This window comes from Xenorhabdus budapestensis, from assembly GCF_017743015.1.
GTDB lineage: Bacteria > Pseudomonadota > Gammaproteobacteria > Enterobacterales > Enterobacteriaceae > Xenorhabdus > Xenorhabdus budapestensis.
In genome coordinates, this window is the sequence record NZ_CP072455.1 from 436,863 (window position 1) to 458,645 (window position 21,783).

20 protein-coding genes and 3 pseudogenes are annotated in these 21,783 nt (G+C 42.7%); 9 read left to right on the forward strand and 14 right to left on the reverse strand.

Translation table 11 applies throughout. The features are described from left to right. Window positions 1-139: 139 nt before the first annotated feature. The gene (locus tag HGO23_RS01780) at window positions 140-823 is read right to left on the reverse strand and encodes a 7-cyano-7-deazaguanine/7-aminomethyl-7-deazaguanine transporter (RefSeq protein WP_209027763.1); all 684 of its coding nucleotides are present in this window, start codon (window positions 821-823) and stop codon (window positions 140-142) included. Window positions 824-993: 170 nt separating this feature from the next. Between HGO23_RS01780 and tusA the strand changes: the two genes are divergently transcribed. Beyond that, the gene (tusA, locus tag HGO23_RS01785; RefSeq protein WP_099137121.1) at window positions 994-1,248 is read left to right on the forward strand and encodes a sulfurtransferase TusA; all 255 of its coding nucleotides are present in this window, start codon (window positions 994-996) and stop codon (window positions 1,246-1,248) included. Window positions 1,249-1,461: 213 nt separating this feature from the next. On the opposite strand, the gene HGO23_RS01790 is transcribed toward tusA, so the two are convergent. The 4 genes from HGO23_RS01790 to rsmD all read right to left on the reverse strand — a co-directional run bounded on the left by HGO23_RS01790 (window position 1,462) and on the right by rsmD (window position 5,643). After that, window positions 1,462-3,735, reverse strand: coding sequence for a zinc/cadmium/mercury/lead-transporting ATPase (locus tag HGO23_RS01790; RefSeq protein ID WP_209027765.1), 2,274 nt, complete (start codon window positions 3,733-3,735; stop codon window positions 1,462-1,464). A gap of 256 nt (window positions 3,736-3,991) precedes the next feature. Beyond that, window positions 3,992-4,618 (reverse strand): lysoplasmalogenase, encoded by a 627-nt coding sequence (locus HGO23_RS01795; protein WP_099137124.1) that lies wholly within the window; start codon window positions 4,616-4,618, stop codon window positions 3,992-3,994. A 135-nt stretch (window positions 4,619-4,753) separates the two neighbouring features. Beyond that, window positions 4,754-5,023, reverse strand: a complete 270-nt coding sequence (locus HGO23_RS01800; RefSeq protein ID WP_099137126.1) for a DUF1145 family protein — start codon at window positions 5,021-5,023, stop codon at window positions 4,754-4,756. Between the two features lie 41 nt (window positions 5,024-5,064). Then, a complete protein-coding gene (gene rsmD, locus HGO23_RS01805) occupies window positions 5,065-5,643 on the reverse strand; it encodes a 16S rRNA (guanine(966)-N(2))-methyltransferase (protein ID WP_099137128.1) in 579 nt (192 codons plus the stop codon). A 342-nt stretch (window positions 5,644-5,985) separates the two neighbouring features. Between rsmD and ftsY the strand changes: the two genes are divergently transcribed. The 6 genes and pseudogenes from ftsY (at window position 5,986) to HGO23_RS01835 (ending at window position 11,646) form a co-directional block, all read left to right on the forward strand. Further along, entirely contained in the window at window positions 5,986-7,404 is a 1,419-nt protein-coding gene (gene ftsY / locus HGO23_RS01810; RefSeq protein WP_209027767.1) for a signal recognition particle-docking protein FtsY, read from the forward strand. Window positions 7,405-7,410: 6 nt separating this feature from the next. Then, on the forward strand, window positions 7,411-8,076 hold the full coding sequence (gene ftsE, locus HGO23_RS01815) for a cell division ATP-binding protein FtsE (protein WP_099137131.1): 666 nt from the start codon (window positions 7,411-7,413) through the stop codon (window positions 8,074-8,076). Beyond that, entirely contained in the window at window positions 8,069-9,049 is a 981-nt protein-coding gene (gene ftsX / locus HGO23_RS01820) for a permease-like cell division protein FtsX (RefSeq protein ID WP_099137132.1), read from the forward strand. The genes ftsE and ftsX overlap by 8 nt, the downstream gene beginning before the upstream one ends. A 213-nt stretch (window positions 9,050-9,262) precedes the next feature. Then, the gene (gene rpoH, locus HGO23_RS01825) at window positions 9,263-10,117 is read left to right on the forward strand and encodes an RNA polymerase sigma factor RpoH (protein ID WP_209027769.1); all 855 of its coding nucleotides are present in this window, start codon (window positions 9,263-9,265) and stop codon (window positions 10,115-10,117) included. 189 nt (window positions 10,118-10,306) lie between these two features. Continuing rightward, window positions 10,307-10,444: pseudogene (locus tag HGO23_RS01830) on the forward strand (GntP family permease); the annotation flags it as partial. A 41-nt stretch (window positions 10,445-10,485) separates the two neighbouring features. Further along, complete coding sequence (locus tag HGO23_RS01835) at window positions 10,486-11,646, forward strand: glycerate kinase (protein WP_209027771.1); 1,161 nt, start codon at window positions 10,486-10,488, stop codon at window positions 11,644-11,646. A gap of 100 nt (window positions 11,647-11,746) precedes the next feature. Here the strand turns inward: HGO23_RS01835 and HGO23_RS01840 are convergent, their stop codons facing one another. Continuing rightward, complete coding sequence (locus HGO23_RS01840) at window positions 11,747-12,049, reverse strand: helix-turn-helix domain-containing protein (RefSeq protein WP_099137136.1); 303 nt, start codon at window positions 12,047-12,049, stop codon at window positions 11,747-11,749. A gap of 2,224 nt (window positions 12,050-14,273) precedes the next feature. Between HGO23_RS01840 and HGO23_RS01845 the strand changes: the two are divergent. Together HGO23_RS01845 and HGO23_RS20125 are read left to right on the forward strand one after the other, a co-directional pair. Continuing rightward, a pseudogene (locus tag HGO23_RS01845) lies at window positions 14,274-14,758 on the forward strand (IS1 family transposase); the annotation flags it as partial. A gap of 133 nt (window positions 14,759-14,891) precedes the next feature. After that, window positions 14,892-15,065, forward strand: coding sequence for a hypothetical protein (locus tag HGO23_RS20125; protein WP_483409872.1), 174 nt, complete (start codon window positions 14,892-14,894; stop codon window positions 15,063-15,065). Window positions 15,066-15,197: 132 nt separating this feature from the next. Here HGO23_RS20125 and HGO23_RS01855 read toward each other — a convergent pair. The 8 genes and pseudogenes from HGO23_RS01855 to accB form a co-directional block, all read right to left on the reverse strand. Next, window positions 15,198-15,386: pseudogene (locus HGO23_RS01855) on the reverse strand (transposase); the annotation flags it as partial. Window positions 15,387-15,576: 190 nt separating this feature from the next. Further along, window positions 15,577-15,873 (reverse strand): DNA-binding transcriptional regulator Fis, encoded by a 297-nt coding sequence (fis, locus tag HGO23_RS01860; protein ID WP_010847912.1) that lies wholly within the window; start codon window positions 15,871-15,873, stop codon window positions 15,577-15,579. Window positions 15,874-15,880: 7 nt separating this feature from the next. Further along, window positions 15,881-16,864 carry a tRNA dihydrouridine synthase DusB gene (dusB, locus tag HGO23_RS01865; RefSeq protein ID WP_209027773.1) on the reverse strand — a complete coding sequence of 328 codons (984 nt, stop codon included), beginning with the start codon at window positions 16,862-16,864 and terminating at the stop codon, window positions 15,881-15,883. Between the two features lie 284 nt (window positions 16,865-17,148). Continuing rightward, window positions 17,149-18,030: a 50S ribosomal protein L11 methyltransferase gene (gene prmA / locus HGO23_RS01870; RefSeq protein WP_209027775.1), complete on the reverse strand. Its 882-nt coding sequence runs from the start codon at window positions 18,028-18,030 to the stop codon at window positions 17,149-17,151. 47 nt (window positions 18,031-18,077) lie between these two features. Continuing rightward, a complete protein-coding gene (panF, locus tag HGO23_RS01875; protein ID WP_209027777.1) occupies window positions 18,078-19,523 on the reverse strand; it encodes a sodium/pantothenate symporter in 1,446 nt (481 codons plus the stop codon). Continuing rightward, a complete protein-coding gene (locus HGO23_RS01880; protein WP_099136131.1) occupies window positions 19,513-19,767 on the reverse strand; it encodes a YhdT family protein in 255 nt (84 codons plus the stop codon). The genes panF and HGO23_RS01880 overlap by 11 nt, the downstream gene beginning before the upstream one ends. A gap of 196 nt (window positions 19,768-19,963) precedes the next feature. Then, window positions 19,964-21,313: an acetyl-CoA carboxylase biotin carboxylase subunit gene (accC, locus tag HGO23_RS01885; protein WP_099136132.1), complete on the reverse strand. Its 1,350-nt coding sequence runs from the start codon at window positions 21,311-21,313 to the stop codon at window positions 19,964-19,966. Window positions 21,314-21,324: 11 nt separating this feature from the next. After that, the gene (accB, locus tag HGO23_RS01890; protein WP_099136133.1) at window positions 21,325-21,774 is read right to left on the reverse strand and encodes an acetyl-CoA carboxylase biotin carboxyl carrier protein; all 450 of its coding nucleotides are present in this window, start codon (window positions 21,772-21,774) and stop codon (window positions 21,325-21,327) included. Between the last annotated feature and the right edge of the window lie 9 nt (window positions 21,775-21,783).

Here is a 21,783-nt window from a genome sequence, read left to right on the forward strand (position 1 = left end):
AAGTATTTGTTTGCCTGTCCGCCACCACTATACGACAAAATATACTGGTAGGTGATGTGCAAAAGCAGGAAATGAGGGATTTATGAGGAAAAACTGCAAGGAAATTTGCGCCCTGATTAACTTAGGACGCAATGCTGTTTTAATTGGTTTTAACCAATGTCTTATCTGTTGAATATGAGAAAAAGAACTTAAGAATAAGATTCAGCAAGATACCATAAGCGGGCAGGAAAAAGAGCATGCAAATAAACAGCTTAAATGCGTAATCTACTAATGCAATCTCTACCCAATGTGTCGCCATAAACGCATCGGTGCTGCGATAGAAAGCAATAAAGAAAAATGCCAGTGTATCAAGCATATTACCGAAAAACATGGCAGCAGCCGGTGCTATCCACCACCGCTGTTTTTGACGCAGACGGTTGAAAACCCCGACATCTAATATCTGACCAAGTACATAAGCCATAAAACTTGCTGCTGCGATGCGGGCAACAAACAAGTTAAACGTTCCTAAGGATGAAAATCCTTGCCATGTCCCCTGAAAAAACAGCGCAGAGATAAGGTAGGAGATCATCAAGGCCGGAAACATAACTGTCATGATAATCCGTCGTGCTAACGGAGCACCATAAATTCGCACTGTTAAATCTGTTGCCAGAAAGATAAAGGGAAATGTAAATGCTCCCCAAGTGGTATGAAAACCGAAAATAGAGACGGGCAACTGTACCAGATAATTACTGGAAGTAATGATCAGAATATGAAAAAGAGAAAGCCAGAATAACACAGATGCTTTCTGCTGCGTGGTTATTTGCTGCGTAGTTAATTGGAACATATTGTACCTTTTTACTGAATGGGGTGAGGGAACCCAGAAACCAATTTTCCCTAAATAATCAGGGGAAATGGATCATACGCAGGCTGAACAACAAAAGCAAAAAGCAGTGATTGGCGATATTATGTAATATAATTTGTCGCCATAGATTGTTTGAACTCACAGAGATTGTTATGTCCGATTTTTTTGCTAACCCTGATAAAACGCTTGATACGCAGGGATTGCGTTGCCCGGAGCCGGTGATGATGATACGTAAAACTGTCCGTCATATGGATGCAGGGCAGACGTTATTAATCATTGCTGATGATCCGGCGACGACTCGCGATATTCCCGGTTTCTGCCGTTTTATGGAACATACGCTGATTGCTCAGGAGACGGCGAAAGCGCCATATAGATATCTAATCCAAAAAAATGAAAATATTGCATGATGAACTGGTAGAAAAATAAACCCGTACTAAACTTATCAGTGTGGGGCTTGGAAATGTTTATCATCTCACTAAGTGCCATATTTCCTTTTGTCTTAATAGCAATCTTGAGTAACTGTAGTATTATTTTGAAAAGGTGCTTCCTTTGCACCTTTTCAATTTGTTTTCTTCATTTTTATGGGTTGTTAAATATTTTATAAACTATAAGACTTACCACTATTTCTGGGATTTAACCCGCAGCAACCGAATAGCATTTGCTGTCACCAATGCTGTAGCACCTGAATCCGCTAATACGGCCAGCCATAACCCCGTGATCCCCAATAGGCTGGTGACCAGGAATATCGCCTTCAAACCTAATGCGATAGTGATATTTTGACGGATATTGTAGTGTGTTGCCCGCGACAGAGTGATAATTTCTGTCAAACCCGTTAAACGATTGTGTGTCAGTGCAGCATCGGCTGTTTCCAGAGCGACGTCAGTACCACTGCCCATCGCTACCCCAATACTGGATGCTTTCATAGCAGGAGCATCGTTGATGCCATCACCGACCATCATTGTGTTGTGCTTTTCATTGAGCCGCATTACCGCTCTGACTTTGTCTTCCGGCAGCAGTCCTGCTCGATAATCAATACCTAATTGACCCGCAATCGCAGCTGCCGCACGAGGGTTATCACCGGTCAGCATCACAGCATTGACACCTTGTTGCTTCAGAGATTGAATAGCTTCAATAGCATCCTGACGTAAAGTATCCTGCATAGCAATCAGGCCAATAAATTGCTCACCTTGTACCACTGCAACCGCTGTTTTTCCGCTATCTTCCAGTTCAATAACCCGCTGTTTCCATTTTGAGGATAAAGTATTTTCAGGGAGTCGTTCTGGTGCTGCGACCAGTATTTTTTGCCCTGATAATTGTCCTTCAACCCCGATACCTGCCAGGGCTTTACGATTTTCCGCTTCAATAACAGTGACGCCTTTACTTTCTGCCTCATTAAGAATGGCTTTGGCCAATGGATGATGGGAACCACTTTCTACGGCACCTGCCATAGCCAGTAATGTTTTCACACTCATATTTTCTACAGGTTCAATATCAGTGACTTGAGGTTTCCCTTCGGTCAGCGTGCCTGTCTTATCCAGTGCAATAGTAGTGACTACACCGAGTTGTTCTAACGCAGCACCGCCTTTGATGAGTGCTCCACGTCGGGTTGCGGCTGCGAGTGCAGAAGTAATGGCTGCGGGAGTTGAGATAACCAGTGCACAGGGGCAACCAATTAACAACAGGGTAAGACCGCGATAGATCCAAGTATCCCATGGCTCAGAAAAAAATATAGGAGGTATTATCATGACCAGTGCAGCGAGCAAAATAATCAGCGGCATATAAATGCGGCTGAATTTATCAATGAAACGTTCAATCGGTGCCCGGCGTTCTTCTGCTTCTTCAATTAGTTGCAGAATACGGTCAATGGCATTGTGTCCGGGTTCGGACATGACTTTCATTTGCACCGCACTATCAACAGAAAGAGATCCTGCTGCGACTTTTTCTCCCTGCTTGCGTTCAACAGGGATAGATTCACCTGTCAGAGCACTTTCATCGAAACTGGCGAACGAGTTAAGAAGCTTAGCATCAGTGGGTAAACGGGCACCAGGAGCAATTTCGATGATATCGCCTGGACGTAACTCGGCAGCAGGAACCGTTTTCTTTCCGCTATTTGTTACGAGTAGTGCTTGTTCAGGCACTAATTCCATCAAGGCACTGACACCACGGCGGGCACGACCTGCGGCATAAGATTCTAGAATTTCTCCTAGTCTGAACAGCAAAATCACCATTGCAGCTTCTGAAGTAGCATTGATGAACAGCGCACCAATAGCCGCCACACTCATTAATGATTCAATAGCAAAAGGTGTTCCGGATCGAAACAATTTGATGGCTTTGGTTGCAATGGGATATAACCCAATCAACACCGTTATAATGAAAGCAATCTGTCCGGCAGGTGCGCTAATTTTCGCAATGCCTGCGCTGATAATCATTAATACAGCAAGAGTGAGGATTGGGGAGAATGTTTTCCAGAAGCTCGTCGTTGGTGGTGGGGAGAGCTTAGAAGTTGAGTCAGTTTCTTTGATTTCAAAACCAGCTTTTTTGACCGCTTGGACAACGGCAGCGCGAATATCGGAATCAGCATCTACGACCAGCTTTTCTGTTGTGAACAGCACTTTGACCTGTTTGGCTTCAGGAATTTTTTTCACGGCATTTTCAATTTTTCCTGCACAGCTTGGGCAGTCCATGCCATGAATAACCCAGTTGAAACGCTGGTTGGCAGTGAGCTCAGGAGGTGTTGTATCTTGTGTGACATGAGCGTGATCGAGTGAGCAAGAACCACCATGATGTGAATGTTTACTTACATTCTTAATGCTGGCAGAACCTTGAAGGACTCTCTTTGGGGAGGAGATAGAGCCACTTTGTAATTGTTTATGTTTTTTAAAAATAGAGAACATAATGGCCTCTCAATGATGTTAATTCAGGTTGATTACCATTAACTCTACACTTTGGAGTTGACTCCAGAGTCAAACCCTAAAAGAGAAATTTTTTGGGTGAATTGTGCTATCTGATGTTAGGAAGATTGGGAAGAATGGTTGGAATAGCCGGGAAAAATTATCCATTCTCTCCTTTTTCTGTGAACTTTTGTGAATGGTTGGGGCTAACATTTCGCTCACCAAAGGTGAGCGAAATAAATAATATCTCAGTACAGAATTAAACAATTAGTGAACGAATAATCAAAAAATGTCCAATAAAACGACAGGTTATCACGATTGCTTTTGATAATTTAAAAGGGAAACGATATTGGTCAATAATACTAATACTGTGTGCAAGGAGTAGTAAAATGGCTCCAGCCACGGCGGAGAAACGACTTGCATTGCTGAGTGCAAAATATTGTTCTCCTGCAACCCAAACCATGATGAGCACCATTATCCAGGTATCCAACACTCGCCAACGTAAGGTATCGAGACGTCTCCAGACAATAAACATGACCACGATGCCGACAACCAGCAAGATCAATGGCAATGGGAAGAAGAAACTGAACCCCATATGTAAGGCAAAGCTGATTGTATAAAGCAAGTAACTCAGGAACAACGCGATAAATGAGAATAGTAAATACTTACTGGGGAGTATTCGGAGTGAGTCAGAAAGCAAGGAAACAATAAGACCGGCAATAATGAGATAGCCTGTTGCTTCGAGATTTGGTGCCTGAAATGCCCATAATAGTAGAAGTAACATCGTAACAGGGTAAAACACCCATTGTTGCCATCTGATGCCACGATAGGCCGCATCAATGTATAACCATCCAGAGAAAAACACCGCAAGAAATGGCCAACTCATATTTTTCCTTTCCTTAAATGTTCAATGCCTGTTTTATCAGGCATTGCTGTTTATGATGGGGTGAAGTGAGAGTACCAATTTTAATTCGATATTAACGATACAACCTGAAATCTATAGGGCATAAAATATAATTTGTTATTTTTTCTTCAGACGTATTTTTTTCTGCCAGGTCAATAATTCAAATACGCCAAAAAAGAAGATTTTAGCCTGTAACAGGCCGGAAAGTTTTTGGTCTTTAGGCTGAGAATGTTTTAGCAATAGCAGTTGGAAAGCATGCATAACCACCGTAAAGACCATAGCGATATCCATAAAGTATTTCAATGGCTTAGGAAAAGGGTGAATCAGATTGAGGATCATGATACCCCAAACACAAACCATAATTGCTCTTCCTAATTGAATAAACATTATCAACTCCAGAATCGTATTTAAGTAGGCCAAGCCGCAGTTTACTGGCGGCGAATATACAATCGGTATGCAACTTGCCCGGCAATTTTTTCCCGGTGTAAGTGCCAGTTTGTAGGAACTTCTGTTGCGGCAGATTCAGATTCTGCTTCGACATAAACCCAACTCACCTCAGCCAGCCATCCGTTGGTTTCCAGTAAATTGATAGTTTCTGTCAGCATTCCTTTGCGGAAGGGAGGATCAAGGAATACTACATCAAAAGGCGTGCCAGGCTGATTGAGATATTGCAGCGTATTGCCTTGTACAACATTGCCGTTTTCTGCTTTCAATAAAGCTAAATTATTTGACAGTTGTTTTGCTACGTTGCGATCGTACTCAATCAAAGTAGTGTTGTTTGCATTGCGCGATAAAGCTTCAAATCCAAGGGCCCCACTGCCGGAAAAACAGTCCAGACAGCAAGCTCCTTGAATAACTGGCATTAACCAGTTAAACAATGTTTCGCGGACACGATCTGTAGTCGGACGTAATCCCTCACTATCTGGAACCGGTAATTTTCTTCCGCGCCATTTCCCGCCAATAATGCGGATTTGTCCTAAAGGTGTGCGCTGTGATTTTTTAGTCATAGTTTACATAACTTAAATATTTGTCATCGCTGTGGTGTGTAACTCCCCGTCTATTGGGTATAGGTGGCAGATACAAAAAGCGAAAATCAAGAAACCCATTGATTAATTTACCACGAAATCCTTAATAGAATATGTGTTGTGGTCTGATGAAAATGTTAGACTGGATTTTATCACCATTAGAACCTATCTCAGTAGGTGTAATTGTTAAAAATAAAGCGTCTATTGGGCTGGGTTCTTGGCTTATCCCTATATGAGTTAATCACCTGACAAAAGGTAAAGCAACCAGCTTAGTGGGATAGGTTGTTACAACGCCATAATTAACCGCGAGGAGTGTAGTGGCCGATGGCAAAAGAGAAAAAAAAAGGTTTCTTCTCTTGGTTCGGACTTGGTCGTCAGGAAAAGAAACAACTAGAAGAACAAATTGAAAAAGAAAAGTTAGTAGCGGAAGAAGCAAAGCAACAGCGTTTGGCAGAAGAAACGGCCCGTCGAGCAGCGGAAGAGGTGGAACAGCAGCGTTTGGCAGAAGAAGCGGCCCGTCGAGCAGTGGAAGAGGCGGAACAGCAGCGTTTGACAGAAGAAGCGGCCCGTCGAGTAGCGGAAGAGGCGGAACAGCAGCGTTTGGCAGAAGAAGCGGCCCGTCGAGCAGTGGAAGAGGCGGAACAGCAGCGTTTGGCAGAAGAAGCGGCCCGTCGAGCAGTGGAAGAGGCGGAACAGCAGCGTTTGGCAGAAGAAGCGGCCCGTCGAGCAGCGGAAGAGGCGGAGCAACAGCGTTTGGCAGAGGAAGCGGCCCGTCAAGTTGAAGAGCCAGCCGCTTTATCTAAAGAGCAGGAACGCCCGACCAAAGAAGGCTTCTTCGTCCGTCTGAAACGGAGTTTGGTAAAAACCCGCCAGAATTTGGGAGCCGGATTTTTCGGATTATTCCGTGGCAAAAAGATTGATGATGATTTGTTTGAAGAGCTGGAAGAACAGTTATTGATTGCGGATGTTGGTGTTGAAACAACTCGTAAGATTATCAATAGTTTGACTGCTCATGCCAGCCGTAAAGAATTGAAAGAGGCGGAAGCATTATACATAAAACTGAAAGAAGAAATGTCCGGTATTCTGGCAAAAGTTGATAGACCGTTGGAAATTGAAGACAAATCACCTTATGTCATCCTGATGGTCGGCGTGAATGGCGTTGGTAAAACCACCACGATTGGTAAATTGGCACGCCAATATCAATCTCAGGGGAAATCCGTCATGCTGGCTGCGGGGGATACTTTCCGCGCTGCGGCAGTAGAACAATTGCAGGTTTGGGGTGAACGTAACAAGATCCCAGTGATTGCGCAGCATACTGGCGCGGATCCAGCGTCTGTTATTTTTGATGCCATTCAATCAGCTAAGGCTAAAGGCGTTGATATTCTGATAGCGGATACCGCAGGACGCCTACAGAACAAATCTCACCTGATGGAAGAGCTGAAAAAAATCGTGCGGGTAATGAAAAAGCTGGACGAAGAAGCGCCACATGAAATTATGCTGACTTTGGATGCCAGCACAGGCCAAAATGCCGTCAGCCAAGCTAAACTATTCCATGAGGCAGTTGGATTGACCGGTATTTCACTAACCAAATTGGATGGTACAGCGAAAGGAGGTGTTATTTTCGCTATTGCTGATCAATTTGAAATTCCGATCCGTTATATCGGTGTTGGGGAAGGCATTGAAGATCTCCGTCCATTTAAGGCTGACGATTTTATAGAGGCTCTTTTTAGCCGGGAGGATTAACTATCAATGATTCGCTTTGAACAGGTCAGTAAAGCCTATCTGGGAGGACGGCAGGCGCTGCAAGGGGTGGATTTTCACCTGCTTCCAGGAGAAATGGCGTTTTTAACCGGTCATTCAGGAGCGGGTAAGAGTACGCTTTTGAAACTTATTTGTGGTATCGAGCGTCCGAGTGCAGGTTATATCTGGTTTGGGGGGCATGATATCAGCCGACTGAAATCTCGTGAGATCCCATTTTTGCGCCGTCAGATCGGTATGATTTTTCAGGATCACCATCTATTGCTGGATCGTACCGTATACGAAAATATTGCAATGCCACTGATTATCTCAGGAGCCAGTGCTGAAGATATTCGTCGGCGGGTATCGGCGGCGCTGGATAAGGTTGGCTTGTTGGACAAAGCGAAAAACTTTCCCATTCAACTCTCTGGAGGAGAACAACAGCGCGTTGGCATTGCCCGCGCTGTTGTAAATAAACCGACTGTCCTGCTGGCAGATGAACCGACGGGGAATTTGGATGGTGAACTATCTGAGGGCATTATGCGCCTGTTTGAAGAATTTAACCGAGTCGGTGTGACGGTTCTTATGGCAACGCATGATACAGCCCTTATTGAGCGAAGAAATTACCGCATCCTGACGTTGAATCAGGGACGTATGCAAGGAGGACATCATGGTTAAGCATGTCCGTCATTCTGCGAAAAAAACAACGACTTCCAAACCCCGTTCCAAGTCATTAAAAGGGGGCTGGCGTGTACAATCACGTTATGCGTGGAAAAGTACCCTGTCGGATATGTTGCGCCAGCCACTGGCAACGTTATTGACCATCATGGTTATTGCTATCTCCTTGACACTGCCAAGCGTGTTTTACATTGTCTGGAAAAATGTTAATCAGGCGGTGGAACAATGGTATCCCGTGCCACAGCTTACGGTCTACCTTGATAAATCGTTGAATGATGTCAATTCCAATCAGTTGATTGACGAACTGAAAGTAATGGACGGTGTGAAATCGGTAAATTATTTATCCCGTGAAGAAGCTGTGAATGAATTTCGTGCCTGGTCTGGATTTGCTGGCGCATTAGATATGCTGGAAGAAAATCCATTGCCCGCGGTAGCGATTGTATCCCCTAAACTGGACTTTCAAAACTCACAAGCATTAACAACACTGCGTGACCGTGTAGCACAGTTGAAAGGCATTGAAGAAGTCAGAATGGATGATAGTTGGTTTGACCGCCTTACGGCTCTGGCTAACCTTGTTGGCCGAATTGCTGCGGTGATAGGCATTCTGATGGTAGTTGCCTTGCTATTGGTAATTGGTAACAGTGTTCGTTTAAGCATCTTTAGCCGTCGTGAAACCATTAATGTGATGAAACTGATTGGGGCAACAGATGGATTTATTTTGCGCCCGTTCCTCAATGGTGGGGCATTGTTGGGAATTCTGGGTGCAATTTTTTCATTACTTCTTTCGTACTTGTTAGTTTGGAAACTTTCCAGCATTGTCGCAGAAGTGGCCAGCGTTTTTGGTACAACCTTCAGGCTGTATGGACTGAGTTGGGATGAATCACTATTACTGATACTGCTTTCAGGTATGATTGGTTGGATTGCTGCATGGCTTGCGACTATCCAGCATTTACGTCGTTTCAGGCCAGAATAGGGCTATTTTGTTGGACATTAGATGAACTTTTTGGCTTAATTATGGTCGAAGAAACTGTTACTGGTTTGTGTGCGTTTTCATACAATGCAGACAATTTGAATATGATTTCCACGATGGTAAAATAAGCGCATTTTTGGCTTGAACAAATTTTATTGATTGTTTCAGGTAAGTTCAAAAAACCATCAATTTGGTTCTTAGTTTGAGAGAATTTGAATGACAAAAGAAATGCAAACTTTAGCATTAGTTCCACAAGGTAGTTTGGAAGGGTACATCCGTGCTTCCAACGCTTATCCCATGCTCTCCGCAGAGGAAGAGAAGGAACTGGCGGAAAGGCTGCATTACCAGGGAGATCTGGATGCAGCAAAACAGCTGATTCTGTCTCATCTGCGCTTCGTTGTTCATGTCGCTCGCAGTTATGCTGGTTATGGTTTACCGCAAGCGGATTTAATTCAGGAAGGTAATATCGGCCTGATGAAAGCGGTTCGTCGATTTAATCCAGAAGTGGGCGTGCGTCTGGTGTCTTTTGCTGTTCACTGGATTAAGGCAGAAATCCATGAATATGTATTGCGTAATTGGCGTATTGTGAAAGTCGCAACAACAAAAGCGCAGCGTAAGTTATTCTTTAATTTGCGTAAGGCTAAACAACGTTTGGGCTGGTTCAATCAGGATGAAATTGAGTTAGTAGCCAAAGAGTTAGGAGTGACCAGTAAGGATGTTCTGGAGATGGAATCTCGCATGTCAGCGCAGGATATGGCATTTGACATGTCATCGGATGATGACAGCCATGATAACCAACCCGCTCCAGTGCTGTTTTTGCAGGATAAGGCTTCTGATTTTGCGGATGGTATTGAAGAAGATAATTGGGAAAACCATGCTGCGGATAAACTTTCTGTAGCAATGGAAAAGCTGGATGAGCGTAGTCAGGACATTATCCGTTCCCGTTGGTTGGATGATGACAATAAATCTACTTTGCAAGAACTGGCTGATAAATACGGTGTATCCGCTGAACGGGTACGTCAATTAGAAAAGAATGCCATGAAAAAATTACGAATGGCGATTGAAGCCTAATGTAATTGACGAATGGCTGAGCATGAAGATTTTTTCATGCTGAATACATACCCTAATGGATTAAAAGGCGATAATTTATTTATCGCTTTTTTTATTCCTGCTGTTTATGTGTGCAGTATGGCTTTCGTCAACTTCAGATTAAAGATGAAGACAATGGGGATAAGAACAAAATGACGACAGTTTCTGCGTTTTTTTCATGTGACAGGTGGCAGTGTATATATGCAGGTACATAATCGATTGAAATTACTGCTTTATGAAACACTGGTGGGTTTCACCATTGCTTTTATCTCAACCTTAATCTTTGGTGTATTTGATTTTACTGGCTAAATTTTTGTCGACCGGATACATAGGGGAGAGAGGAAATTGTTATGAAAATCGTGATTGCCCCAGATTCATTTAAAGAAAGCTTAAGTGCCTTACAAGTAGCAGAAGCGATAGAGCAGGGATTTCGGGAAATTCTTCCACAGGCTGATTACATCAAACTACCGATGGCCGATGGCGGAGAAGGTACAGTGGAATCGCTGGTGGCTGCGACAGGAGGGAAACGTATTACATGTGCAGTTACTGATCCTTTGGGGGGAACTATTGAAGCTTTTTGGGGACTGCTGGGCGATGGAAAAACCGCAGTCATAGAAATGGCAGCAGCTTCAGGTTTGCACTTAGTGCCGTTGGAACAACGCAATCCTTTGGTAACGACAACATATGGTACTGGAGAGCTGATCTTGGCTGCGTTGGAGCACGGAGTACAAAAGCTGATTTTAGGTATCGGTGGTAGTGCAACCAATGATGGTGGTGCAGGAATGATGCAAGCACTTGGGGCAAATTTACGGGATGGGGATAACCGCATTCTGCCATTTGGTGGAGCAGCATTAACACGGTTGGAAAGTATCGACCTTTCGGGTCTTGATCCCCGCCTCAAGCAACTGAGAATTACCATAGCTTGTGATGTAAATAATCCATTATGCGGTGAGTCCGGAGCATCTGCGGTGTTTGGCCCACAAAAAGGAGCGACACCAGAAATGGTTAAAATACTGGATTCAGCTTTATTCCATTACGGAATGAAAATTGAAGCGGCAACAGGCAGAAATGTGATCGATGCTGCGGGAGCAGGCGCTGCTGGAGGTCTGGGCGCTTCTTTACTGGGTTGTCTGGGCGCAAAATTACAATCAGGTATTGAGATTGTGATCGAGACTCTGAAGTTGGAAAAGATAATTCAGGGTGCAGATCTGGTTATTACTGGTGAAGGTCGTATGGATAGCCAGACCATATATGGCAAAACGCCTATTGGTGTTGCACGTATCGCCAAGAAGTTCGGTATTCCTGTTATCGCTTTAGTGGGAGGGATGAGCAAAGACTACCATATAGTACATCAACACGGTCTGGATGCTGTATTTTCTATTATTCCCGAAGTTTGCACGCTTGCTGATGCTCTGATTAATAGTGTTGATAATCTACAGGTATTGGCACGTAACATTGCGTCGGTTTGGAATATGGCTGCTATAGGTAAGAAAGCAGATGATAGCCATTGAAAGAATGGATAAATATTCGAGGGGAGTCAGAAGCCCCCATATTTTGGGGTTTGGCTCAAGCTTGATGGCAGGCTTCTGACGGGGGATTATTGTGACCCATTTAACAACCATTTTTCCCTATAATTGTTTCAGCCATGGGAATGTATTGAGTATCGAGTTTATTAACAAAATCTTCCTTGCTCTCCTCTCCAAAGCAGTCTTCAAAGAACCAAGAAATACGCGTCTCCAACTCCTTACTAATGGCAACCAAATGAGTGACATTAATTCGATTGGTTCCTCTTTCATAACGTGAAAGTTGTTGCTGACTAATGCCAATTTGTTTAGCTAATGCCGTTGCTGTGATACCCAACTCTTTCCTTTTATTTTGAATACGTTGTCCGATTAATAGGTTTGCATCTTCCATATCTTATCCTTTTGTTTTAAAATCAGTAAGTTATGGCGTTATCAAGGATAATTGCCCTAGAGCTTCAAAATGGCTCAACTTTACTTCGCCACTATGCGTAACATAAGGCATGCCTTGACGAGTTTAATACCGTTTACGGCATGTCCCATTGTTACACCTGATCCGCCGTTTTGTTTTCCGACGTGCGCCTTGTTTTTTTAATGGAGTAACCTTTCTTATTAACGTCTTGTAAAAAACAGAACCTTTACTGAGGCAAGGTGTACTCTTCCATGACGCAACCCACATTCTCTATTTTGTTGTTACCTTGCATCTTGCAACTACTTTCCCCCGCAATTGAGTAAAACAGCAGGCTATTTTCTTCATATGAGGAATAATGAATAGGTCATTAAACGTTAATTTTGTTATTTTTTTATTTCAATTCATTGATTTTAGAGGTGTTTTTTAAATTAACTTAATGAAATTATTGGCATATTATTTATTTTCAATCAAATAGCCATTATTTGGTATTTATCTATTTTGTTAAGATCTTTCATGAGGTTAGAAACTAAACAAAATATATCAAACTGTAAACATAATCCTATATAACATTACTTAAGTCAAATTTCATTACATATCAAATCTCATTCCTCTTAATTGATTATAATATATGAATTTTTTTTGTTATTCATACAGTTAATTTCTTTTAAATAGTATTAGTGATGAAAAATTGTTACTTACTAGAAATCAATAGCAGCCAAATAATCTAGAATTAATGCAAGTTATAACTTGAATTTTAAGATATTAACTCTATTTATAACATAAAATATAGATTATAAATCCAAACCAAACAGTTTGATATAAAATGTTTCGTTTTTGAGTAAAATTTTATTAATTTTGGTTAAGTAAATAGATTTTAATCTTTCATGGAATTATTATTTCTGTGCCATCTAATTTATATTAGAAAATATTACTTATAGAAACTTTTTCTACTGAATGGTCTTTGGCTTTCAGGAAAATAACAACTCACTCGTACTTTTGAAGATTGAAGGGTAGCTTGTTTTTTTGCCTGGAATTCTATAGCGTTTTTTTATTTTTTAGTATAAAAACAAAAAGATAACAATTGTTACATAAAAAGTATATTTTTTATCAAATTTTACGTGTTTATTTTATACTCTCTATTTTCAGAAAACTCGTTTACTTAGAGATTTTTCTATTGAACAGGTTAAAGTAAGTCAAAAAGTTCTGATTTTAATCTCGTTATTTAACAATTTAATATCGTTGTAAGCAGGTTTTTTGTGAAGTTATGTGATAATTATTAGGTTTTGCATATTATACAGAGTGATAAATAAACCTTATCTAATTTCGGTTTGTTTTTTCAGTTTGCAGTACATGACATGAGAAGTCAGGCATTACAGGTTGACACCAGTATAGCCTGTAAGTGATTTGGCATGACCGATATTATGAAGGAATTTAGGCGATTAGAGAAAAACATTCCAGAATAATAGGGTATTTTCGGTATTATTTTCAATCAATTAAAAACTGATAGCCGATACCGACTGTCACTGAACTAACCTAACCTCATCCAATCGGGATATTCGCATGAAAAATCAATCGTGACATTTTACATTGGATTTACTTTCAGTCCCGCACCAAAAGATGACCCAGTTGCGTTTGCTGTAGTGTTGCTTGTTGATCGACCGAAAGATTTTGTCAGAACGACTATGCTATGAGTATAGATATCTGCTAAAGGAGTATGAGTAAATGAACCGATAACACAAAAGATTTCCAAAATCTTATGGCGGTATTTCAGGTTAAATCCTTTGAGAGATTTATACCCGTCGTCTTTCAAGTTGCAGCTTTAAATCCATAGGGTATATCTGCCTTGTAATCATCCAGGCCATTAATATTGCTTATAGCGTACAGTACCCACCGCAATTGTATTTTCTCTACCAGAGTTTGTTGTCAATGAAATCATAGATAATCCAGCTAAATTAGTTGAGATTAATAGAGTTTTCCCATTTTTAATTATCCATAATATGAATATATAGGATTGGTCACTATTTAAGAATGTCTTTTTTGAAATTTTATATTCATGCTATTTTAAGGGGATATATTTGAGCTTTAAATCCGATAGGTTTTATTTATGAGCTATTCTCAGTATTAGGTTAAAAAAACATAAAGTTACTTGATCTTTATTTAATCATGAAATATTCAACAAAATGATCATATTGAGTATTATACTTGTGTCATGGGAATTGGCCTGAATACGGTTCTCCGCCACTTAAAAAACTCAGACCTCAATCGGTAACAGAAGCCATTGTCTCCGGCACCGAAGTCATTGTCTGCGGTGAAATGGATGAACAATGGTCATACGTGAAGTCAAAGAAGCAGCCCCGTTGGCTCTTTTATGCTTACGACAGACTCAGACGAAAAGTGATCGCTCACGTTTTTGGTCCAAGAACAAAAAAGACCTTGATGCGTTTGATGGCGTTACTGGCTCCTTTCAACATAGTGGTCTACATGACCGATGGCTGGAAAAGCGATGAAAAAACACTGATGGGGAAATTGCATGTGGTCAGCAAGCGTTATACACAACGCATAGAGAGACATAACCTGAATCTTCGTCAGCATTTGGCAAGACTGACTCGCAAAACCTTATCTTTTTCAAAATCCGTGGAAATGCATGACAGAGTCATGGGGGATTATTTAAATATTCATCACTATCAATAAATTAGAATCATGACCTATTTTTATATTATTTAAAATGCAATTTTTTATAGAGGGACATGAAATATTAAAAAATAGGTGCAAACCATTCATTAGAACCATAGCAATGACCATGACACTTGCCTTGATAAATTTTATGACTGTTCCATCTCTTCAAGCCAATATGACTGAAATACAGAGTACTATCACATATACCTATGACAGCCTTGGGCGTCTCATTTCAGATACAACAGATCAGGTAAGTACAAATAAATATGACTATGATCCTGCTGGAAATCGTCTCTCGACATCAACTAAACAGCAAAAATAGAAAAAATAGATACTGGTTACAGGACTTCACAAATGATTATTTTGCCTTAGTACTGTTTCAGTGAAAATAATACGAGCTGGGGGAAAACATTACTCTTACCATACCAGGGCGCGAGCATACTTTGATTGATATTCATCCAAAGAAAACTCGCGCTCGATATTCATCACTCCAACCTGCTTTTTTGAGCTTATTTCGTTGGCTTGGGGCACCGCAATCACATTGTTTGACCATGTTCAAAACGATACCCCGGAATAACGCCAAATTTTCAATCGCTCCATCCAGGACAATGCGTGAATCATCCTCTTTAAAAACCACATCAAGAGAGATAACAAAGATGCATTTCTTGTTCTCATGGCTTTTTCTTTGTTTTCAAGTTCTCCCATAACCTACTTGCTTATCTCCGGCGGATATAAACATTTTTCCGTGTATAAACATTTGCATAAACAAAAAAGAAAAAAGCACTTCCCCAAACGAGAAAGTGCTTCTTCAACAGCAAGTTACTAGACTAGAATTAGTTCATGCCGTATTTTTTCAGTTTCTTACGCAGAGTACCGCGGTTGATTCCCATCATTAGCGCTGCGCGGGTTTGGTTACCACGGGTGTATTGCATCACCATGTCCAACAGTGGCTGCTCTACTTCAGCCAGTACCAGCTCATACAGGTCATTAACGTCTTGACCGTTCAGTTGAGCAAAATAGTTCTTCAGTGCTTGTTTAACTGAATCACGCAGAGGTTTTTGAGTTACCTGATCTTGTGAATTAACAGTAGCAACGGTTAGTACATCAGAATTTACGCGTTGTTCGAACATAGTTCTGTCAGCTCTTTTCTTTATTTACGCAAAAATTTTCGAAGTATGCTTCCAACGCCTCCAGCTGTTCGCTGGCATCCTCAATGGCGTTGAATGAGCGCCGAAACTGGTCATCAGGAGCATGTTCCTTGAGATACCAAGATACATGTTTACGCGCAATACGAACTCCCTTGCCTTGACCGTAAAAGTCGTGCAACTCTCGTACATGCTCGTTCATCAAATGCTGCACGTCGCCGAGAGGCATCGGTGGCAGCAATTCTCCTGTTTCCAGATAATGCTGGATTTCCCGAAAGATCCAGGGTCTTCCCTGAGCAGCGCGGCCTATCATCAGGGCATCAGCCCTAGTGTATTCAAGCACTGCTCTGGCTTTTAGCGGGTCAGTAATGTCGCCATTAGCAATAATTGGAATGGCAACAGTCTGCTTAACTGTCCGAATGTTGTCGTACTCAGCTTCGCCATTAAACAGACAGGCTCGAGTCCTGCCATGAATTGTAAGAGCCTGAATACCACAACGTTCAGCCAATCGGGCAATTTCTACACAGTTCCGTTCTTCCGGTGACCAACCTGTACGGATCTTCAATGTAACAGGTACATCAACCGCATTGACTACCGCAGAAAGGATTTTTTGGACCAGTTCTGGATAACGCAGTAATGCAGAGCCTGCCAATTTACGATTTACCTTTTTGGCTGGGCACCCCATGTTGATATCAATGATCTGAGCACCATTGGCGACGTTGATTTTCGCCGCTGCTGCCATATCATCGGGATCACTACCGGCAATTTGTACAGAACGCACTCCGGGTTCGTCGCTATGAACCATACGTAGCCGGGATTTATCCGTCTTCCAAACCTGAGGATTGGAAGAAAGCATCTCTGAAACTGCCATACCCGCACCCATGGTGTAGCATAGTGATCGAAACGGGCGATCCGTTATGCCAGCCATAGGAGCTGCAATAAGACAGTTTTTCAACTGGTATTGTCCGATACGCATAGGCGAAGAAAGAGTGACCAACTGTGACTAAGGGCGCGTATATTACGCATTTTTCACGAGATATGAAAGGCCAAACTTTGAGCGAAACGACATTTATAGCGGAATTTTTCCAGTTGATTTTTTTAAACTTTGTTTATTACCCTTAAATAACATAAAGTTATGTGTTTTTAATGAAATTTATTGTTCCCTGCATTTCTCGTGATAAATAGAACGTATTAACACCAATTGATTCTCCAAAGAATTATTTTAGTGGATAATCTCGCTTTTCAATAGGGATTTATTGATTATTTTTTAACCCCGGTAATGCGACACCACTCTTCTTGTTCTGCAATCGGATCGATAATGAATTCATTACCATAGGCTTCGGCAACACTTTCTGCTTGACTTGCCAGTACCCCGGACAAGCCTAATAATCCACCTGATTTTGGTAGTGAGCCAATGATCGGTGCCAGTTCGCGCAGCGGGCCAGCCAGTATATTGGCAATGACAATGTCACATTCTAAGTTGTCAGGTTGATCTTTAGATAAATAGAGTGTCAGTTGCTCGGAAACACTGTTGCGTTCTGCATTATCCCGGCTTGCCTGAATTGCTTGAGGGTCGATATCAATGCCGATAGCATGTTTAGCGCCAAGTTTCAGGGCTGCGATGGCCAAAATGCCTGAACCGCACCCAAAATCGATCACTGTTTTACCTTCCAGATCAAGACCATCCAGCCATTGCAGGCAAAGAGATGTGGTTGGGTGTGTACCTGTTCCGAATGCTAATCCCGGATCTAGCATAACATTAACGGCATCGGGATCCGGAACTTCCCGCCAGCTTGGGCAGATCCACAGGCGATTACCAAAACGCATTGGGTGGAAGCTGTCCATCCATTCACGTTCCCAGTCTTTATCTTCTATCTGTTCAATTTTATGGATAAAACCTTTACCAAGCTGAGGAATCTGCTCTAGCTGGCTGATAATCGTTTTCATATCAGTTTCAGCGTCATACAAGCCGATAACATCGGTATCTCCCCATAAACGGGTTTCCCCCGGCAGAGGCTCAAAAATCGGTGTATCGTGGCTGTCCTGAAAAGTGATGGACACTGCGCCATTTTCTATTAGTTCATCACCAAGTGCTTCAGCTTGCTGTCCTGTAGTGTTTAATCTTAGTTGTATCCAAGGCATAAAAATTCTCTTTTAAATTGAATAAGTATGAAAAAATTATATCGCCGTCACTGAGATACGGCGGTTTTTTGTGGTTGTTCATTTCCAAAAACATTTCCGACCCCGAATGCCAGTAAACTCAGTAGTAATGATGGCACTATTGGATGGAATCCAAAGAGGTGGATATTGAAAGTCGCCAATAGGGTATAGCTTACTGCTCCAGTCAACATGGAGGTTATTGCACCATGTGCATTAGCTTTTTCCCAATACAGGCCCAATACCAGTGGCCAGAGGAAAACGGCTTGTAATCCGCCGAATGCCAGTAGGTTTAGCCAGATAATCATCTCAGGTGGTTGCCATGCTGCCAATAGCAGCAATATTCCCAGAAACAAAGTAGAAAAACTGGAAATGCGTGCCAGTTTTTTTTCCTGTTTGATCTGTTGTGGGAACAAATTTAAATAGAGGTCTTTGACGATTGTTGCCGAAGATTGCAGTAGTTGGGCATTAATCGTTGACATAATGGCTGCCATCGGAGCAGCCAGAAAAATCCCGGCTGCAATAGGAGGCAGAACGTTGATCATCAAAATAGGGATCACTTGATCAGGGATCGTCAGATCAGGAATGATCGCACGACCCAGCGCTCCTGCAAGGTGCATACCAAACATCAGGATTGCCATGACGACCGTGCCGATGATAATACCGCGGTGAACCGCTTTACTGTCACGATAGGAGATACAGCGCACGGCGGTATGCGGTAGGCCGATGACGCCAAAGCAAACCAGAACCCAGAAGGAGGCCATAAATGGCGTTGTAAGGATGTTATCAGCACCATGAGGTGAAACCAGATTAGGATCGATTGTGCGCAGTGTTGAAACAGCTTCTGACAGCCCTCCGGCTTTATAAATAGTAGCAGCCAGTAATAGCACTGTTCCTAGTAACATAACCAGCCCCTGTAATGCATCGTTGAGGACGCTGGCTCTGAATCCGCCAAATGCGGTATAGAGCGCGATAGAGACACCAAAAATCAGCAATCCAGTACCGTAGGGAATACCGGCAGCGGTTTCCAGCAAACGGGCACCGCCGATGAACTGTACTGTCATTGCACCGACAAAGGCAACTAACAGGCTCACGCTGGCAAACCAGACCAGAAAACGACTCTGATAGCGGGCATACAGCATATCGTTTAGTGTAACGGCGTTATAACGGCGGGCAAGAATGGCAAATTTTTTCCCCAATACACCGAGGGAAAGCCATATTGCTGGTAATTGGATCAGGGATAAGAGAACCCAACCGATACCATATTTGTAAGCAGCTCCAGGCCCACCAATGAATGAGCTGGCACTAATATAAGTCGCTGTAATCGTCATGGCCAGTACGAAACCACCCATTGAGCGGTTGCCGAGAAAATACTCATTCAGGAATGTACCTGTTTGACGGCGGCGATAAGCATAGAGGGATAGCAGAAAAACCAGCGTCAGATATCCCGCCAGAGGCAGAATTACTTCATTTTGCATTATCATCCACCAAATTGTCCTCTAATGGGACTTCCTTGAAGACAAATTTCACCATCATCCCGCAGAGGATGATAAATAGTATCGGTAGCATTAAACAGGCCAGTTCGAACCAGAGCGGTAATCCGGTGAATCCAGTTGTATTACCGGGTAAATAGGCACTCAGCAACCAACCCACAAGATAAGCTAACGTCAGAAATACTGCCCAGCGAGCTTCTTTATGGGATTGAACAAATCGTTTGTCCATTTGTTCTCCGGGGAATTTACATAAAACAGTTGATATAAAACAAGGGAAGGAATTGTACGGTAACATACAGATTTATTCAGAAGAAAATGTGCCATCACAATATCAAAAGAGTATGGAGCTACCTGAGAATAAAAAAATCCCATCTTTTAATAGATGGGATTTTATGCAGGATAATAATGAATGTCAGAAAGACACTTTACTTATCTTGTAAGCCGAGTTTTTTCTCTAGATAGTGGATATTGGTTCCACCTTTCTGGAAGTTTTCGTCATTCATAATGGACAGTTGCAGATCGATATTGGTTTTTATGCCATCAATAATCAACTCTGCCAATGCGTTCTTCATACGTGCAATCGCCACTTCACGGGTTTCTCCGTAAGTGATCAGTTTGCCGATCATGGAGTCATAATAAGGCGGTACGGTATATCCCGCATAGATATGGGATTCCCAACGTACGCCGAAACCACCCGGAGAATGGAAATGGGTGATCTTGCCCGGACTCGGCAGGAAAGTTTTTGGATCTTCAGCATTGATACGGCATTCGATCGCATGACCTTCGATCACAATATCTTCCTGTTTGATGGACAGAGGCAGACCAGAGGCTATGCGTAGCTGTTCTTTAATCAGGTCAACACCGGTAATCATCTCTGTAACCGGGTGTTCAACCTGAATACGGGTATTCATCTCAATAAAGTAGAATTCACCGTTTTCATACAGGAATTCAAATGTGCCCGCTCCGCGATAGCCGATTTCGATACAGGCGTTGGCACAGCGTTCACCAATGCTGCGACGCAGTTCTGCCGAAATACCCGGTGCTGGCGCTTCTTCCACGACTTTTTGGTGTCGGCGTTGCATGGAGCAGTCACGCTCAGCAAGGTAGAGAGCATTACCCTGACCATCGGCCAGTACCTGAATTTCAATGTGACGTGGGTTTTCAAGGAATTTTTCCATGTAAACCATGTCGTTGTTGAAAGCGGCTTTGGCTTCTGAACGGGTCATGGCAACGGATTGTTCCATATCTTTATCACCGCGAACAACACGCATACCACGGCCGCCACCGCCACCGGATGCTTTAATAATTACCGGATAGCCGATGCGCTGTGCGATCGATTTGTTCTTTTCTGTATCATCTCCTAATGGGCCGTCAGAGCCGGGAACACATGGAACACCCGCTTTTTTCATGGCACTGATAGCAGAAACTTTATCTCCCATCAGGCGGATCGTTTCTGCTTTCGGGCCGATAAATGTAAAGCCGGAACGTTCTACTTGCTCAGCAAAGTCTGCGTTTTCAGACAGGAATCCATAACCTGGATGGATGGCTTGTGCGCAGGTAATTTCAGCCGCAGAAATGATAGCCGGAATATTCAGGTAACTTTTTGCCGATGCGGCCGGGCCGATACAGACCGTTTCATCTGCCAGCAGGACGTGCTTCAGGTCACGGTCTGCCGCAGAGTGTACAGCAACAGTTTTGATGCCAAGTTCCTTACAGGCTCTCAGGATACGCAGTGCTATTTCACCGCGGTTAGCTATGACAATTTTCTCAAGCATGGAGCGCCTCGTTATTCGATGACGACCAGTGGCTCGTCAAATTCAACAGGTTGACCGTCTTGTACCAGAATCGCCTTAACTACGCCGGCTTTGTCGGCTTCGATCTGGTTCATCATTTTCATGGCTTCAACGATGCACAGGGTATCCCCCTGATTAACGTGTTGACCGATTTCAATGAAAGGTTTCGTATCTGGGCTTGGTGAACGGTAGAACGTACCAACCATTGGTGAACGGACTATATGGCCGCTGATCTCTGCTGCGGCCGGGACAGCCGGAGCTACTGTGGCAGCTTGTACAGGCTGTTGAATAGGAGCAGAAAGGTATTGTTGAGTGATTGGTATGCCCTGGGTTGCCGTAGTGCGACTGATGCGAACTGACTCTTCACCTTCAGAAATTTCCAGTTCAGAAATGCCAGATTCTTCAACCAGCTCGATTAATTTTTTTATCTTACGAATATCCATGAGTGTGAT

Coding starts and splice junctions, on each gene's coding strand:
- accB (WP_099136133.1), bottom strand. CDS start 21,774: ATGGATATTCGTAAGATAAAAAAATTAATCGAGCTGGTTGAAGAATCT.
- HGO23_RS01780 (WP_209027763.1), bottom strand. CDS start 823: ATGTTCCAATTAACTACGCAGCAAATAACCACGCAGCAGAAAGCATCT.
- HGO23_RS01840 (WP_099137136.1), bottom strand. CDS start 12,049: ATGGAAGATGCAAACCTATTAATCGGACAACGTATTCAAAATAAAAGG.
- ftsY (WP_209027767.1), top strand. CDS start 5,986: ATGGCAAAAGAGAAAAAAAAAGGTTTCTTCTCTTGGTTCGGACTTGGT.
- ftsE (WP_099137131.1), top strand. CDS start 7,411: ATGATTCGCTTTGAACAGGTCAGTAAAGCCTATCTGGGAGGACGGCAG.
- HGO23_RS20125 (WP_483409872.1), top strand. CDS start 14,892: ATGACTGTTCCATCTCTTCAAGCCAATATGACTGAAATACAGAGTACT.
- rsmD (WP_099137128.1), bottom strand. CDS start 5,643: ATGACTAAAAAATCACAGCGCACACCTTTAGGACAAATCCGCATTATT.
- HGO23_RS01835 (WP_209027771.1), top strand. CDS start 10,486: ATGAAAATCGTGATTGCCCCAGATTCATTTAAAGAAAGCTTAAGTGCC.
- HGO23_RS01880 (WP_099136131.1), bottom strand. CDS start 19,767: ATGGACAAACGATTTGTTCAATCCCATAAAGAAGCTCGCTGGGCAGTA.
- HGO23_RS01790 (WP_209027765.1), bottom strand. CDS start 3,735: ATGTTCTCTATTTTTAAAAAACATAAACAATTACAAAGTGGCTCTATC.
- panF (WP_209027777.1), bottom strand. CDS start 19,523: ATGCAAAATGAAGTAATTCTGCCTCTGGCGGGATATCTGACGCTGGTT.
- rpoH (WP_209027769.1), top strand. CDS start 9,263: ATGACAAAAGAAATGCAAACTTTAGCATTAGTTCCACAAGGTAGTTTG.
- HGO23_RS01800 (WP_099137126.1), bottom strand. CDS start 5,023: ATGTTTATTCAATTAGGAAGAGCAATTATGGTTTGTGTTTGGGGTATC.
- prmA (WP_209027775.1), bottom strand. CDS start 18,030: ATGCCTTGGATACAACTAAGATTAAACACTACAGGACAGCAAGCTGAA.
- accC (WP_099136132.1), bottom strand. CDS start 21,313: ATGCTTGAGAAAATTGTCATAGCTAACCGCGGTGAAATAGCACTGCGT.
- fis (WP_010847912.1), bottom strand. CDS start 15,873: ATGTTCGAACAACGCGTAAATTCTGATGTACTAACCGTTGCTACTGTT.
- HGO23_RS01795 (WP_099137124.1), bottom strand. CDS start 4,618: ATGAGTTGGCCATTTCTTGCGGTGTTTTTCTCTGGATGGTTATACATT.
- dusB (WP_209027773.1), bottom strand. CDS start 16,864: ATGCGTATCGGACAATACCAGTTGAAAAACTGTCTTATTGCAGCTCCT.
- ftsX (WP_099137132.1), top strand. CDS start 8,069: ATGGTTAAGCATGTCCGTCATTCTGCGAAAAAAACAACGACTTCCAAA.
- tusA (WP_099137121.1), top strand. CDS start 994: ATGTCCGATTTTTTTGCTAACCCTGATAAAACGCTTGATACGCAGGGA.